The sequence below is a fragment of the Endozoicomonas sp. ONNA1 genome, from assembly GCF_024606325.1.
Taxonomy (GTDB): Bacteria; Pseudomonadota; Gammaproteobacteria; order Pseudomonadales; family Endozoicomonadaceae; genus Endozoicomonas_A.
Window position 1 is genome coordinate 1 of the sequence record NZ_JAHHPN010000516.1, and the last position, 14,332, is coordinate 14,332.

General features: G+C 48.4%; 15 protein-coding genes and 1 pseudogene. 7 read left to right on the forward strand and 9 right to left on the reverse strand.

Features of this window, described 5'->3' with window-relative positions; all coding sequences use genetic code 11:
• Nucleotides 1-454: 454 nt before the first annotated feature.
• Nucleotides 455-1,444, reverse strand: a complete 990-nt coding sequence (gene epmA, locus KDK19_RS11715) for an EF-P lysine aminoacylase EpmA (RefSeq protein ID WP_257281825.1) — start codon at nt 1,442-1,444, stop codon at nt 455-457.
• A gap of 162 nt (nt 1,445-1,606) precedes the next feature.
• Entirely contained in the window at nt 1,607-2,176 is a 570-nt protein-coding gene (gene efp, locus KDK19_RS11720) for an elongation factor P (protein ID WP_257281826.1), read from the reverse strand.
• Nucleotides 2,177-2,205: 29 nt separating this feature from the next.
• On the opposite strand from efp, the gene epmB reads away from it, so the two are divergent.
• The 3 genes from epmB to KDK19_RS11735 all read left to right on the forward strand — a co-directional run bounded on the left by epmB (nt 2,206) and on the right by KDK19_RS11735 (nt 5,485).
• Nucleotides 2,206-3,261, forward strand: a complete 1,056-nt coding sequence (gene epmB, locus KDK19_RS11725) for an EF-P beta-lysylation protein EpmB (RefSeq protein ID WP_257281827.1) — start codon at nt 2,206-2,208, stop codon at nt 3,259-3,261.
• A gap of 93 nt (nt 3,262-3,354) precedes the next feature.
• Nucleotides 3,355-5,031, forward strand: coding sequence for a hypothetical protein (locus tag KDK19_RS11730; protein ID WP_257292011.1), 1,677 nt, complete (start codon nt 3,355-3,357; stop codon nt 5,029-5,031).
• Between the two features lie 187 nt (nt 5,032-5,218).
• Entirely contained in the window at nt 5,219-5,485 is a 267-nt protein-coding gene (locus KDK19_RS11735) for a hypothetical protein (RefSeq protein WP_257254685.1), read from the forward strand.
• Nucleotides 5,486-5,527: 42 nt separating this feature from the next.
• On the opposite strand, the gene KDK19_RS11740 is transcribed toward KDK19_RS11735, so the two are convergent.
• A complete protein-coding gene (locus tag KDK19_RS11740) occupies nt 5,528-6,391 on the reverse strand; it encodes a YicC/YloC family endoribonuclease (RefSeq protein ID WP_257254684.1) in 864 nt (287 codons plus the stop codon).
• 219 nt (nt 6,392-6,610) lie between these two features.
• Between KDK19_RS11740 and rph the strand changes: the two genes are divergently transcribed.
• Entirely contained in the window at nt 6,611-7,330 is a 720-nt protein-coding gene (gene rph, locus KDK19_RS11745) for a ribonuclease PH (protein WP_257254683.1), read from the forward strand.
• Between the two features lie 102 nt (nt 7,331-7,432).
• Here rph and KDK19_RS11750 read toward each other — a convergent pair whose 3' ends face one another.
• Entirely contained in the window at nt 7,433-8,209 is a 777-nt protein-coding gene (locus KDK19_RS11750; RefSeq protein WP_257281829.1) for an exodeoxyribonuclease III, read from the reverse strand.
• Between the two features lie 758 nt (nt 8,210-8,967).
• Between KDK19_RS11750 and pyrE the strand changes: the two genes are divergently transcribed.
• A complete protein-coding gene (pyrE, locus tag KDK19_RS11755) occupies nt 8,968-9,609 on the forward strand; it encodes an orotate phosphoribosyltransferase (protein ID WP_257292012.1) in 642 nt (213 codons plus the stop codon).
• A 66-nt stretch (nt 9,610-9,675) separates the two neighbouring features.
• On the opposite strand, the gene slmA is transcribed toward pyrE, so the two are convergent.
• From slmA to KDK19_RS24375, 5 genes are all read right to left on the reverse strand, one after another.
• The gene (gene slmA, locus KDK19_RS11760) at nt 9,676-10,266 is read right to left on the reverse strand and encodes a nucleoid occlusion factor SlmA (protein ID WP_257281830.1); all 591 of its coding nucleotides are present in this window, start codon (nt 10,264-10,266) and stop codon (nt 9,676-9,678) included.
• 169 nt (nt 10,267-10,435) lie between these two features.
• Nucleotides 10,436-11,341 carry an acetylglutamate kinase gene (gene argB, locus KDK19_RS11765; RefSeq protein WP_257254046.1) on the reverse strand — a complete coding sequence of 302 codons (906 nt, stop codon included), beginning with the start codon at nt 11,339-11,341 and terminating at the stop codon, nt 10,436-10,438.
• 109 nt (nt 11,342-11,450) lie between these two features.
• A complete protein-coding gene (gene dut / locus KDK19_RS11770) occupies nt 11,451-11,906 on the reverse strand; it encodes a dUTP diphosphatase (RefSeq protein WP_257254047.1) in 456 nt (151 codons plus the stop codon).
• The gene (gene coaBC, locus KDK19_RS11775; protein WP_257254048.1) at nt 11,903-13,147 is read right to left on the reverse strand and encodes a bifunctional phosphopantothenoylcysteine decarboxylase/phosphopantothenate--cysteine ligase CoaBC; all 1,245 of its coding nucleotides are present in this window, start codon (nt 13,145-13,147) and stop codon (nt 11,903-11,905) included. The genes dut and coaBC overlap by 4 nt, the downstream gene beginning before the upstream one ends.
• Nucleotides 13,148-13,440: 293 nt before the next feature.
• Nucleotides 13,441-13,593 carry a DUF3596 domain-containing protein gene (locus KDK19_RS24375; RefSeq protein ID WP_257254049.1) on the reverse strand — a complete coding sequence of 51 codons (153 nt, stop codon included), beginning with the start codon at nt 13,591-13,593 and terminating at the stop codon, nt 13,441-13,443.
• Between the two features lie 141 nt (nt 13,594-13,734).
• Between KDK19_RS24375 and KDK19_RS24380 the strand changes: the two are divergent.
• Both KDK19_RS24380 and KDK19_RS11780 read left to right on the forward strand, forming a co-directional pair.
• A pseudogene (locus tag KDK19_RS24380) lies at nt 13,735-13,920 on the forward strand (RING finger domain-containing protein); the annotation flags it as partial.
• 78 nt (nt 13,921-13,998) lie between these two features.
• Nucleotides 13,999-14,332, forward strand: a 334-nt coding sequence (locus tag KDK19_RS11780) for a hypothetical protein (protein ID WP_257292013.1), incomplete at its 3' end; no start/stop codon positions are given.

A 14,332-nucleotide genomic window follows, 5' to 3' on the forward strand; every position in this document is an offset into this window, starting at 1 on the left:
CGCACAAGCGCCCACACGAATTGTCTGATAATTTGTTAAAGAACTGGATTAAAACGAGAAGGTTTTAACCGGCTGAAGCAGCAGTCAGTGCCGTTCAGCGAGGCGCTCATCTTACCTTGGCGCCGGTCGTTGTCAAGCGCTGTCTCTACCAGAGAGTTAAAGCCACTTTTCAACTCGCTAAACTGGCAGACGCCCATACTTAATCAGCGTTGCTTTTCTTGTTCAGCGGCGGCGCATTTTACATCGCTAAACCAAACTGTCAATCAATATTTTATTGACTGCACTGCTGCCTGTTAACAATGGAATGTTGCGCCGAAGAAGTGGATCGAATTATACGTCCGAAACCTACTATTACAATAGGGGATTAATACCTAATACTCATTGCTGGTCATATAAATACACAATGATTCCAGCGTCGAATGACGTTTGTAATCTTACCTTACGAGCTGCTTGTTCAGGCCCTGAAAAAATCGAACGCAACGACATCCGCAATCTTCTTTTTGTTCAGCATTAACATCAGGAGACGATCAAGTCCTATGGCAACGCCGGCGCAATCGGGCATACCTGACCTCAGGCTTTCAATAAGACGATGATCGTAGGGGTAAACAGGTTTACCCTGTTCTTTGCGTTTAATTTGCTCTGTCCGGAAACGCGTTTGCTGCTCTTCGGCATGGGTCAGTTCATGGTAACCATTGGCCAGTTCAACACCGTTAGTAAAAAGCTCGAATCGCGCAGCCACCTGATCACCTTGATCATTCGTATGAAGCCGGGCCAGGGCGGCCATACTGGCTGGGTAGTCGTAGACGTAAACGCCATTAAGCTCACCGGCCCTGCCGAGGCCCAGCTCAGGCTCAATCCTATTTGAAAACAACAGATCAAGGCAGTCATTTCTTCCCAGACCTGACAGTCCCTTATCTACGTGTTTTTGAACCAGAGCAGAAAGCACTTCATCCGATGCGCCGTGAGGATTCAGCCCCAGTTTTTCCTGAAAGACTTTCCCATAACTGACTCTTTTTACCTCTTTAAAGGCTGTGACTGACGACAACAGTAATGTCATGTCATCCATTAATTGATGCTGATCCATGCCAAGCCGGTAATATTCAAGCATAGTGAATTCAGGATTGTGCCGCCCACCCGCTTCACCATTACGGAATACTCGACCCAGAGAATAGATATCACCACTGCCGGCAGCCAGAAGCCTTTTCATAGGAAACTCGGGCGATGTATGAAGGTAACAGGATTGTTCACTACCCGCTCCGATAGGTCGAAAGGTAGTGATAAAACTGTCGATATGAAGATCCACAGTCGCGTTGGCAGAAAGCATGGGTGTATCCACTTCCATTACTTGCTGCCCATCTAAGTATTGTCGGATTCTGGCAAACAACCGAGCCCTTTCCTGAAGCGTCGTGATTGAGGCAGAGGGTTTCCAATTATCGGATGACATGTAAGTCATACTCCATTCGTGAAAATGCGTCACATCTTAGCCTCGACAGAGAGGCAATCAATGAAAGCTGTAACAAAATCAAAGAGGGATCGCAGTAGAAAGGAATCACAAAAACAGAGAGGTACGAAAACCCTCCAGCCAGAAGCTGGAGGAACCGGCCAATTACTTCACGCGACCCACGTACTCACCAGTACGGGTATCGATTTTCAGAACTTCACCTTCGGTAATAAAAAGAGGAACCTTCACGGTAGCACCAGTGCTTAGTTTGGCTGGTTTGGAGCCCCCCTGGGCGGTATCACCTTTCAGACCCGGGTCGGTTTCAATGACTTCCAGCTCTACAAAGTTAGGTGCGGACACAGAAAGAGGGGATCCGTTATACAGGGTTACGGAGTATACTTCCTGCTCTTTGAGCCAATCGAGAGTGTCGCCCACGGCTTCCTTACTGGCAGCGTGTTGCTCGAAAGAACCGTCGGTCATCATGAAATGCCAGAATTCACCGTCGGTGTAGAGGTACTCCATGTCATAGTCCATCACGTCTGCCGCTTCGATGCTTTCACCAGACTTGAAGGTACGTTCCCAGACACGATTGCTCATCAGGTTGCGGAACTTAACCCGGTTAAAGGCCTGGCCCTTACCCGGTTTTACAAACTCGTTCTCAATGATGACGCAGGGGTCACCTTCCAACATCACCTTGAGACCAGAACGAAACTCGTTGGTACTATAACTAGCCATCGGACACTACCAGCAAAATGAAAACCCCTATGATAACCCGTTACGAGGGCGGTGTGCATACTGACAAGCTATCAACCCGTCTTCTGCTTCCCGAAGAGCAGCCTGAAAACTGGAAAAAAGTACTGGGAGATTCAGTCACTGACCCTGAAGTACTGCTGAACATGCTGAATCTTCCACACACTCTGCTGCCGGGAGCCATCAAAGGCGACAAGTCTTTCAGTATGCGGATTCCACGTCCATATATAGACCGGATGAAGAGGGGTGACCAGTACGATCCATTACTCAGGCAGGTTCTGCCCCTGGGAGAAGAGTGTGTGGAAGTCAGTGGTTTCAGTTTCGACCCTCTGGCAGAACAGTCCCGGAACCCGACCCAGGGTATTATTCATAAATACCAGGGAAGACTGCTGCTGATTGTCAGCGGAGCCTGTGCCGTAAATTGCCGTTTCTGCTTTCGGCGGCATTTCCCTTATGGTGACAATCAGCTGGGCGGAGACAGCTGGATGCGGGCGGTAGAGTACATTCGTTCTCAAAATAGTATTCATGAGGTCATATTGAGCGGCGGAGATCCACTGGCTTCTTCTGATAGCCGCCTTGCCCGCATAGTAGAGGAACTGTCCGATATTCCCCATTTAAAAACGCTTCGAATCCATACCCGTCTGCCCATTGTTATTCCCCAGAGAGTCACCCGGGAAATGCTCCACTGGTTTTGTGGTGGAAGACTTAAACCCGTTATGGTGATTCATTGCAACCATGCTAATGAGATCGATGAGCCGGTTGAACAGTCACTGCAAAAGCTAAGACAAGCGGGTGCCATATTACTTAATCAGACGGTTCTGCTTAAAGGTATTAATGATGACTCTGAGTCACTGGCTGATCTGAGTCACACCCTCTTTAATGCCGGAGTACTGCCTTATTACCTGCATCTTCTGGACCGGGTTCAAGGTGCTGCTCACTTTGACGTAACGGAAGAGAGCGCGAAGATACTCATTCATGAACTTATGCAGAAATGTCCGGGTTACCTGGTCCCCAGGTTGGTCAGAGAGATAGCGGGAGAGGCCAGCAAAACCCCGATACCGATCAATTAGCCCGCCAGTCATGCTGGATTCTTTAAGCCTGTGATCTTAATATAAGAAATAGTGCTAAAGATTTTTTAACGGGCAGATAATCAGGATGATTCAATGGACATGCAGAACGAAAGGATTCCATTGCAGCTCCCGTCTCAAAGCCTGAACAGTTTATCGTTCAGCCAAACGGATGTGCATGCGGTTCACCAATGGCTCAGTGAACTGCCTAAAACCGACAGGTCAGTGTCGTTTAAATCAATAGGGCAGGCGCTGGAAGAACTGACCCGCCTCAAAGTACAACCTTCTCTTCAATGGTCTTTGGTTGAGCAGTTCAGGCCCGTCGTTTATTTTCTGGTACATCAGAGTCAGAGTCAGACTCTGAAAAATATCGTCACTTTCAATGATGCTCAGCAACAAGAGTACAACAACTGTCTGAAGCTGCTACTCAGGCTACTGAAAGTCTACAAGATGGTTGTCCGAAGCAGTCAGAGCCAACAGGATACTGCCAGCCCCCTGGCCGCAGCATTGCATCGGTCAATGACTGAGAGTGCCTCTATTCTGCTCTTTACCTGCGAGTATTATCGACCTGTTCCCGAGCGGGTATGGCTGGAAATGCACACGCTATACTTCGCTGCCCGCACACAAAATCTGGAAACTTTCAGCCTTGAGGACCCCATCACCACCAAAGCCAGGAAATTGTCTCTTTCGGATCTGTATAAGCGGGCGTTATTGCTCAGTCGCTCCCGATCCAACCAGCTGAGACCCCAGGAAATCCGACAGATTTTCAAGGCACTTTGCCTCTGGGCACCACACAGCAAACTCGAGCCTGTAGAAGACAGCCGGTCACACTTTGTGGTCAATCTGGATTCCGATGAAGGCCTGCTCTATAGCTCTCTGTTGGAAGGAGAAAAAAATGATCACCTTCTGGCTCTGGATTCCAGGCTACTAACCGCACACCTGAAAAGGCTGAGTGAATCCGTCTCGGAAGAAAAGCCCGGAGCTATGGCCAAACGGGTCATTGATCATCTGGCGGCTGCCTGGAGCCTTCCCGGACAACGAAAACACCAGCGCCAGCAAAGCTCAGACACTTGTGAGATCTGTTTTGGCTTCAGCGCGGTTCATTATTTCCTGCACGATCAGCAGTCATTTGATGAAATGGTTTCCGGACATATCGCACAAAACAAATCTGGCAAGAGCACGTTCTCCTCCAATGACAGCAGTGATGCCTGGTCGGAGGCCCATGACGCGCACACCGATGAAGATGCAAAGATGTTCACGAGCACTTCGCCCGTCCACTTTACCCACTCGGGTAATCGGGAACCTCTATACCCCGTTTACAGTTGCTCAATCATCAATACCTGCGCAGGGGGTTATTGCCTGAGCAGCAGTGGTGATCTTGAACAACAGCTGCGAACCGGAGAGCTTCTGGCTATCAGAGAAACCGGCAAGAAAAACTGGCTACTGGCCGCAGTACGCTGGGTTCAGGTGAATGATAAAAAAGATCTGCTCATGGGTTTGGAGCTTCTGTCTGCCTCAACAAAACCTTGTGCGCTCACACCTCTGAAAAAAAACATGGACACCACTCACTATCAGAGAGCGTTCCTTTTACCAATCATGCCGCCTGTGAATGATATGCCCACCTTGATAACGCCCAGGATGTCCTTCAAAAGTGGACTGAAATTCACTCTGCTCCAGGGAGACAAGATCCGAAAAGGGCAACTGCTGGAATGCATCTCCAGCTCACCGGGCTATAGACAGTTCAAGTTTCGACTGCTGGAAGATCAGTATTAAGTCTTCATTTTACACAAAGGTATTTCTACAAACTGAATACTTCTTACTACAGACTAATCACTTCTATAATCCTTTGATTAAACCCTGAAGATCGAAGCAAGGCAGTCAGGTGTTCAACAACCATTCTTTGACGTATTCTCTACTTTTCATCTGCCTTCTGACAGGCTGCACCACCACTCGGGAGGTCATGGAATCCTGGCAAAGTCACCACATAGAAGAAGTGGTCGGTAACTGGGGAGCCCCCAGCTCCACGCTGCAACTGAAAGGTGGTAAGAAAGTTTATAGCTGGGTCTCTAACTGGGGCTCAGCCTACCTGATGAGCACTTGTCGCCAGTCGTTTACTACTTCCTCCAAAGGCATCGTTTATAAATGGCGATACACTGGTTGCCCATACTGGCAATCAATATCAATGGATAAAATTAATACAATGCCATCGGACTTGGCAGACAACTAAAGCGTTTACGCAAAGAACACGCAAACCCGGAACCACAAGCATTTACTCAATATTCTGTATCTGCTCCCGCATCTGCTCAATCAGCACCTTAAGGTTGACAGCACTTTGTGTCAGACCTGCGTTAATGGATTTTGAGGACAGCGTGTTGGCTTCCCGGTTGAGTTCCTGCATCAAAAAATCAAGACGGCGCCCGATAGCCCCTTTCTTGCCCAGAGTGTGTTTAACTTCAGAAATGTGGGCAGATAAACGATCCAGCTCTTCATCAACGTCCATTTTCTGTGCCAGAATCACCAGCTCCTGTTCCAGTCGATCCGGCTCCAGCTCAGCCCTGGCTTCGTTGAGACGATCCATGATTTTTTGTCTTTGGGATTCCAGCAAATCAGGGAGAATAGAGCGCACGCTTTCTACTTCTTCGGTGACACCTTCCAGCCTTAACCGGATGAATTTCTCCAGCTCGGCCCCCTCTCTGCGACGGGAGTCCGACAGCTGTAACAGGGCTCCTTCAAACGCTTTGACAGCTGCCCCATGAACCGGAGTCATGTTGGTCTCTTCATTATCCATAATGCCGGGCCATTGCAGGACTTCCAGAGGATTCACGCCGGAAGCATTGATGAAATAGGTTTCAACTTTGTTCACCACAGATTGCAGAGCTTCCAGGACCGATTCATTGACGTTCAGTTGCTGCTGACCTTCCGCCAGTTGCAACTTCAATGAACATTCTACCTTGCCCCTGTGCAAGTGCTTTCTCAATGCCTCTCGCAATGCGGGTTCTAATTCCCTGACAGCTTCTGGCAGACGAAAATGAGGCTCCAGGTAGCGATGGTTGACTGAACGAATTTCCCACACCAGGCTGCCCCAGCCCTCCTGGACCTGAGTACGGGCAAACGCCGTCATACTGGAAGTCATAAGTTTCCCTATTAAAAGAACAGCCAGCCACAATGGCTGAGCATGAGTAGTGTACGAAAAAGTTTGCAATCTGGTGCTGCAGGATACATCAACAGCAAGCAGTATCAAGCTTCGGTGAGCTTTCGGCCGTCCGTGGTTATTTTATGGCAAACATAGAGCCCTCGGCCTGCCTTGGTTATAATTCCGCTTTTAACATTCTCGGCGGTAGAAGGTAAGACCATGCGGCGTCCCAGTGGAAGAACTGCAGATCAGTTACGCAACATTAAAATCACTCGTGAGTACACCATGCACGCTGAAGGATCAGTGCTGGTTGAGTTTGGCAACACCAAGGTAATCTGCACCGCGTCTGTCGACAGGTCAGTTCCCCGATTTCTGAAAGGTTCCGGACAAGGCTGGGTGACCGCCGAATACGGTATGCTGCCCCGTTCAACCACAGACCGGATGGGTCGCGAAGCTGCCAGAGGCAAGCAGGGTGGCCGCACTCTGGAAATCCAGCGCCTTATTGGCCGCTCCCTGCGCGCTGCTGTTGATCTGAAAAAACTGGGTGAGAACACCATCACCATTGACTGTGATGTGATCCAGGCAGACGGTGGTACCCGCACAGCTTCTATTACCGGTGCCTGCGTAGCTCTGGTTGATGCTATTCGACATATGCAAAGGAAAAAGATCATCAAGAATGATCCATTCCTCCAACTGATTGCTTCTGTTTCTGTAGGTATTTATCAGGGTAGTCCGGTTCTGGACCTGGATTATCCAGAGGACTCCAACGCTGAAACCGATATGAACGTCGTCATGACAGAAGAGGGTGGTTTCATTGAGATTCAGGGTACCGCTGAAACAGCACCCTTCAGTCAAAACGAGATGACAGCCATGTTAGCCCTGGCTAAAGCAGGCATTGATGATCTGGTTAATCTGCAAAAAGAGGCTCTGGCAGAATAAACCGCCTGATCCAGACCGCTTGCCGGTCTGGCATCGCCGGATGAAACGTAGGAATAGGGATAACCGAGAGCCTGTCAGCTATCGGTTAAAAGAAAGTGCAGATCAGCTCTCCAATTCCCAGTCAAAGTCGATGATAACCGGAGCATGACTGGAGAAAGTCTGGTTTTTGTAGATGCCGCCATTCAATACACAGTGACGCATTCCGGCCGTGATGATCTGATAATCAATACGCATGCCCAGATTGTCTTGACGCAGAAAATCATCTTGCCACCAGCTGTATTTGCCAGACTCACGATCTACTTCACGATAGGCATCAAAGAAGCCCATATCACCCAGCAAGCCTTCCATCCAGCCGCGTTCGGCAGGCTGAAAACCGGAAACTTCTTCAGAATCGCGCCAGTTGGCCACATCAATCTTGCGATGAGCAATGTTCCAGGTACCCGCCATAATGAATTCACGGCGCTTGCGACGCTGCTTATTCAGGTGATGGGAGTAATTGTCCAGAAAGCGATACTTGAAATTCTGGCTGTTAGCATCATGACCTTCAGGCACATACATGCTGGCGATACTGATCTTATCAAAGTCGGCCTGGATATAACGCCCTGTTTCATCCGCCTCGGGAAAACCAAGGCCGCTGATAATGGCTTTGGGCGACTGACGTGTATACATAGCTACACCGCCAGAATCTTTCCTGTCATAGCCACCATATGCATAACAGAAATATTCATTGAGCTGATACCGGTCTTCTTCCATTGCAAACTCATCCTCACGAATGTCCTGCAAACAGATAACATCGGCATCCTGGTCCATTAACCAGTCAAAAAGGCCTTTTTCACGCGCGTTTTTTATGCCTTCGCAATTAAAGCTGATAACTCTCATTATTGACTACACCTTGCCTTGACCAGACCTGGCCCGGCATAAAGCAAAACACCTGATTGGGCTGTCGACTTAAGTCAACAGTCGTTAAAACAGGCTTCATCCTGCATCTCTCTCACGCCAATGAGGGTGTCGACTCACAACCTGGATAGCCACAAGCCGCTCTTCAACCAGAGCGTCACTTCCCGGAGTCGGGACCAGCTTTAAACCGCCCTGATTAAACCCTGGAAATAACTTAATAGTTACAAGAGCTGCATTTCCACGGTAAAAGTTCAACTACACAGAGTACAGGAAAAGAGGGAATTTTAACTGACGGATGATACAGGGTTGTCGCCGATATGTTTATCCGCATAAATGCTGCCCCGGCTTCTCAAAAGCTCAGAACAGGGTACTGCCGTTAGTCATCAAAACATTATTTTGATTTTTTCTCTTCTAAAGACACTACCTTCGAGAATAGCTGCACCGATGGATAATTGGCAAAGGTATTTTACAAATTGAAGTTTCCCATACAGTTTGCTGACCTTCTTATCATAGACTTACTGCAGATTTACACGACTAATGACGTAAGACCGGATTTCAAAAGGTTCCGATCCATTAGTCAGAGCTTTATAAAAACTTCATACCAGCCAATCGTTCGTTCTACTGCATATTACTCCAGTAAATCCAACTTTATCTGGTAAAAATCATTTCGGAGCCTGCATGTGAGAAATTTTCACGGTAAAATACAGCTATCTTTTTTACGAATAAGCACTTGATAGATCATGCTCGATTATCAGAGAGAGTTTCTGGACTTCGCCTTACAGGAACAAGTCATTCGCTTCGGTGAGTTTACCCTAAAATCAGGCAGAAAATCGCCCTACTTCTTTAATGCCGGTCTTTTCAATACCGGTGAAGCCATCAGCAAAATGGGTCAGTTCTACGCCCATGCCCTGGTCAATTCCGGCATCGAGTACGATATTCTTTTTGGCCCGGCCTACAAGGGTATCCCTCTCGCCACCACGACTGCTGTAGCATTGTCTGAGCATCACAACCTCAATACGCCCTTGTGTTTCAACCGCAAGGAAATCAAAGATCATGGAGAGGGGGGCAATATTGTCGGCGCACCGCTTGAAGGTCGTGTCATCATTGTGGATGACGTGATCACAGCGGGAACTGCTGTGCGAGAAGTCATGGAAATTATCGACCAGAGCCCTGCCAGTCCGGCCGGAGTCATGATTGCCCTGGACCGTCAGGAAAAAGGCAAGGGCGAACTGTCGGCTATTCAGGAAGTTGAGAGAGATTTTGCCATTCCCGTGGTCAGCATTGTCACACTTAATGACCTTCTGTCGTATGCTGAGGAGAACAAAGACATAAAAATGTATGCCACCGCCATCAGGGATTACAGAGAACGCTACGGGGTCTGAAATCAGCTCAAGAGGCTTGCCCTGCAAGCCTCGGGAACCCAAGGCTCAGGCTTTTACGCATAACGCTCACCTGAAGACTATCGTTTCCAGCACTTCCCATTGCCCGAGCCACTGCTCAGTTGGCTTTCGCTTGAACTCACTGCGCACATACTGGCAAATACGTCCTTCAACAATGGAAAGCAGCATATTAGCCATAGCACCCGGGGTGACTTGGGGTCTCAGTCCCTCATTGAGTTCAGCACCTCTGAGGACTTGCTTGATCTGGGTTTCCAGCCGGTCAAACAGTCTGAAAACTCTTTGTCTCAGGCGATCAGGCTCTCCGGCCAGAGCATCACCAGTAAGAATACGGGTTAAGCCAGGGTTTTTCTCACAGAAACCGAGCAGAAGTTGCAGAATCTTGCCACATCGCTGCAAAGCCCGCTGCTCTTCTTCCAATATCAGATTAACCCTTGAGAACAAAGTGTCTTCTATAAACTCTATCAGGCCTTCAAACATTTTGGCCTTACTGGGAAAGTGGCGGTAGAGCGCTGCTTCAGACACCCCCACTTCTTTGGCCAGAGATGAGGTGGTAATCCTCTCTCCGGGGGCATTTTCCAGCATATGGGCCAGTGCCTGCAGAATTTGATCCTTTCGGGAAAACTTTCTGGTTTTATCCATTACTTCTCGACACACTCTTACTATGTCCGTGAAAATTTTTTCAGACTACAAACAGCCCTGAGCCAAAAAAAGCCTTGAGCCAAAAATGCCGCTGACCTCTGACCTTAAAGATCGCTATTTTGCCTTACGTCACGTTAAGAAGGCTATTTCTTTTCCCATGGCCTTAGATTCACGACTGACCACCAGTAATCAGAGTACCCACGCCCTGATCGGTCAGAAGTTCCAGTAGCAAGGCATGGGGAACTCTTCCATCAATGATATGAGCCCGGTTTACCCCATTACTGACTGCATTCAGGGCGCACTGGATTTTTGGCAGCATACCGCCATAAATCGTGCCATCAGCAATCAGCTTCTCAACTTGCCCGGAATCCAGGCCGGTCAACAACTCACCTTCTTTACTGAGCAGCCCCGGAGTATTGGTCAGCAGTAACAGTTTTTCCGCATTCAGAGCTTCAGCAAGATGACCCGCCACCAGATCGGCATTGATATTGTATGATAGACCTGAATCATCAACACCAATAGGTGCCACCACAGGAATAAAATCTGAGTTCTGCAGCATCTCAACAATGCTGGTGTCGATAAACTCCACTTCACCCACATGACCAATATCTATAATTTCCGGTGCCGACATTTCCGGTGTCTTGTGGGTCACTTTCAAACGCCGTGCCCGGATGAAGCAACCATCCTTACCTGTAACACCCACTGCACGACCACCGTTGTTATTAATCAGCGTGACAATTTCCTTGTTGACTAATCCACCCAGTACCATTTCGACAACATCCATAGTACTCGAGTCTGTCACCCTCATTCCCTGCACGAAGCGGGTTTCCAGATTCAGACGTTTCAGCATGGACCCGATCTGAGGGCCGCCCCCATGAACAACAACAGGATTGATGCCTACCGCTTTCAGCATGACGACGCCCTGGGCGAAAGCATTTTTCAGTTCTTCACTCTCCATAGCGTTGCCACCGTACTTGATGACTATGGTTTTACCTGAAAAACGCTGCAAATAGGGCAGTGCCTCGGTGATTACCCGGGCCCGATCATGCAATGGCAGTTGGGTCGCTTTATCCATCAATACTCCTCACAAAACACCATCAGCCGAAAAAAAAAGCAGGGTAAAAGTTTGACCCTAAAAAAAGATGCTCCCGGCTCAGGCAGTGTCTCGCACTGCCTGCTCTGATTCATCGAGTGCCTGAGTGACCAAAGCCACCGGCACCGCGATCGCTTTCCTCAAAACTCTCAACAATATCCAGTTTGGCCTGAACCACCGGCACCAGCACCAGCTGAGCGATGCGCTCACCGGGCTCAATGGTGAACGTCGATTGACCCCGGTTCCAACAGGAAACCATTAACTGCCCCTGATAATCTGAGTCAATCAGACCCACCAGGTTACCCAGAACAATACCGTGTTTATGCCCCAGCCCGGAGCGGGGTAAAATCATGGCAGCCAGAGCAGCGTCTTCAATATGAATGGCCATACCGGTAGGCAGCAGCTCAGTCTGACCCGGCTCAAGTGTCAGGGACTTTTCCAGCATGGCTCGCAGATCAATACCTGCAGAGCCATCGGTTGCATAAGCTGGCATAGGAAATTCGGAGCCTAGTCGTGCATCAAGAATTCGGGTTTTCAGTGCTTTCATTGGTCACCTGACGTGTTTTCGTGTGCTTCTTTCCATTTACCAAAACGGCGCGCAATAATTTTCAGAATCTTTCTGGACAGAACTGTCTTGGAAGCTCTTGGCATGGGCTCTTCAAAATCTTCACCCAGAACGGTCACTTCATTATTGTCACTGCTGAAACCTATATCACCATCTGATACGTCATTGGCAACAATCAGGTCCAGTTTCTTGCGATGCAGCTTATCCGCTGCATAACCCAGAACATTTTGGGTTTCTGCCGCAAAGCCAATGACGAAGGGTCGTACCTCCAAATCTGCTACCGATGCAACAATATCTGGATTCTTGACCAACTTGATCTCCAGCGTTTCAGAAGGATCATCAGGATTTTTCTTGATCTTGTTTTTCTGGATTTCAACAGGACGATAATCACAGACCGCTGCACAGCCAATAAAGATATCAACCCCTTCGATATTATCGAGGACAGCCTGATGCATATCTCTGGCACTGATGACATCAATACGTTCAACCCGGTCGGGTGATTCCAGAGCAACCGGCCCACTGACCAGCGTCACCGACGCGCCGGCTTCCATAGCTGCATCCGCCAGAGAGTATGCCATTTTTCCAGAGCTGTGATTGGAAATGAACCGCACCGGGTCCAGGGCTTCTTGGGTAGGTCCGGCGGTAATCAGAACATTCAGGCCATTCAACAAATCATGTTCAAACATTTCAGCGGCATGTCGGGCGATCAGTTCAGGGTCCAGCATTCGACCCGGACCAATATCACCACAGGCCTGACTACCCTCGTCAGGCCCGAAGATACGAACGCTGCGTTCTTTTAACAGCTCAATATTCTGCTGCGTGCTCTGGTCTCGCCACATGCCCTGATTCATAGCAGGAGCCAGACAGACAGGGGCACTGGTTGCCAGACACAGCGTGGTCAGAAGATCATCGGCCTGACCACCAGTCAGCCGGGCCATGAAGTCAGCTGTGGCCGGTGCCACCAGCACCACATCAGCCCAGCGGGCCAGCTCAATATGACCCATTCCGGCTTCAGCTTTGGCATCCAGCAGATCCAGATGTACCGGATTGTGGGAAAGGGCCTGAAGCGTCAGAGGCGTGATGAATTCACAGGCAGCTTTGGTCATGACCACCCGGACATCCGCATCCCACTTGCGCAGCATACGAATCAACTCAGCGCTTTTGTAGGCAGCAATGCCTCCTGTGACGCCAAGCAAAATCCGTTTATTTCTTAAACGTTGCATAGTCGGCCTATGTTCGATAAATAAAGGGTGTTTCTCAATTCCTATAAACCTTTGGAGCTATTTTAATTTATAAGACAGGCATTAGATAGATGACATTGATCAGTCATTGCTACAGAGATTGGCCGGATTTTACCTTTTTAGTCTTTGTTTTACCCCTCTGATAAACATCAATCACTGATGCAGGATACAACCCTGTCAGTGCCTCATTGTCTTAAAGGCTGCCACTGCTGTTGAAAAGTCCAGTCCAACACACAACAGTTATTAAATACCTATGAAAATCAGTCGTGTATTTCCTACAGAATGGTGGCCTCAAAGCCCGATGCATAGTCAATATTGTTCTTGGTAGGGGCCAGACCGAGTTCCTCCCGACACATGCGGCCTTTGTAGCGAAATTCATGAAGTTGGGAAACGGACGGAAAAAGATGAAATCTGATCTGGACGAACATGACACTGGCCTCTATAAAGAAGTACACAAATCTAAAAGCATCGCTTAATAACAAATTCAGGGACTGCGAAGTAGATGCTTTCCTTTGGCACTTTTTGTAATGCCGGTTCTCTTGATTAAAATCTAAATGGTGAAGCCGTTTATGCGCTTGTTTATTTTTTTAGTCTTCAACTTAATTTTAACAATCAGCACAGGATACGCTGACGTATGTCCGATTTGTCTACATGAAATTAACAGTGATCAGCAAAGTACCAGCCTTTGCTGCGGACATGATTTTCATGAGGATTGTATAAATACATTACGATCAGATCACCGTGATCTACTATGCCCGGTTTGTAGGCAGCGATCCCGAATACACCATGGTGCAGAATCAGGAGATCATGAGAGATGTCGTTGGGAAGAACCTATGTATCAGGCACTTTCCAGACCAGGGGCTCAGGCAGGAATGATTGCCATACTACAAAGCGAGCCGGCAGATCCTGATACACTGGCTATAGCAGCTACATTTGTAAAGTCACAACACCAGTACCCACCGATAAACGATACCGATAGAGGATTATACGAAACATTATCTAATTTGTTCTTTCAGCGTATGTCAGAGTTAAGCGAAGCCGATCAGTGGAAATCAGTAGCATTTCTTAAAACGCTTTCGAATAGAATGAATGAGGCAGAGGCAGAAACACAGTCACAGAATCAAACAGAGACAGAAACACAGTCACAGACTCAAACAGAGACAGAAA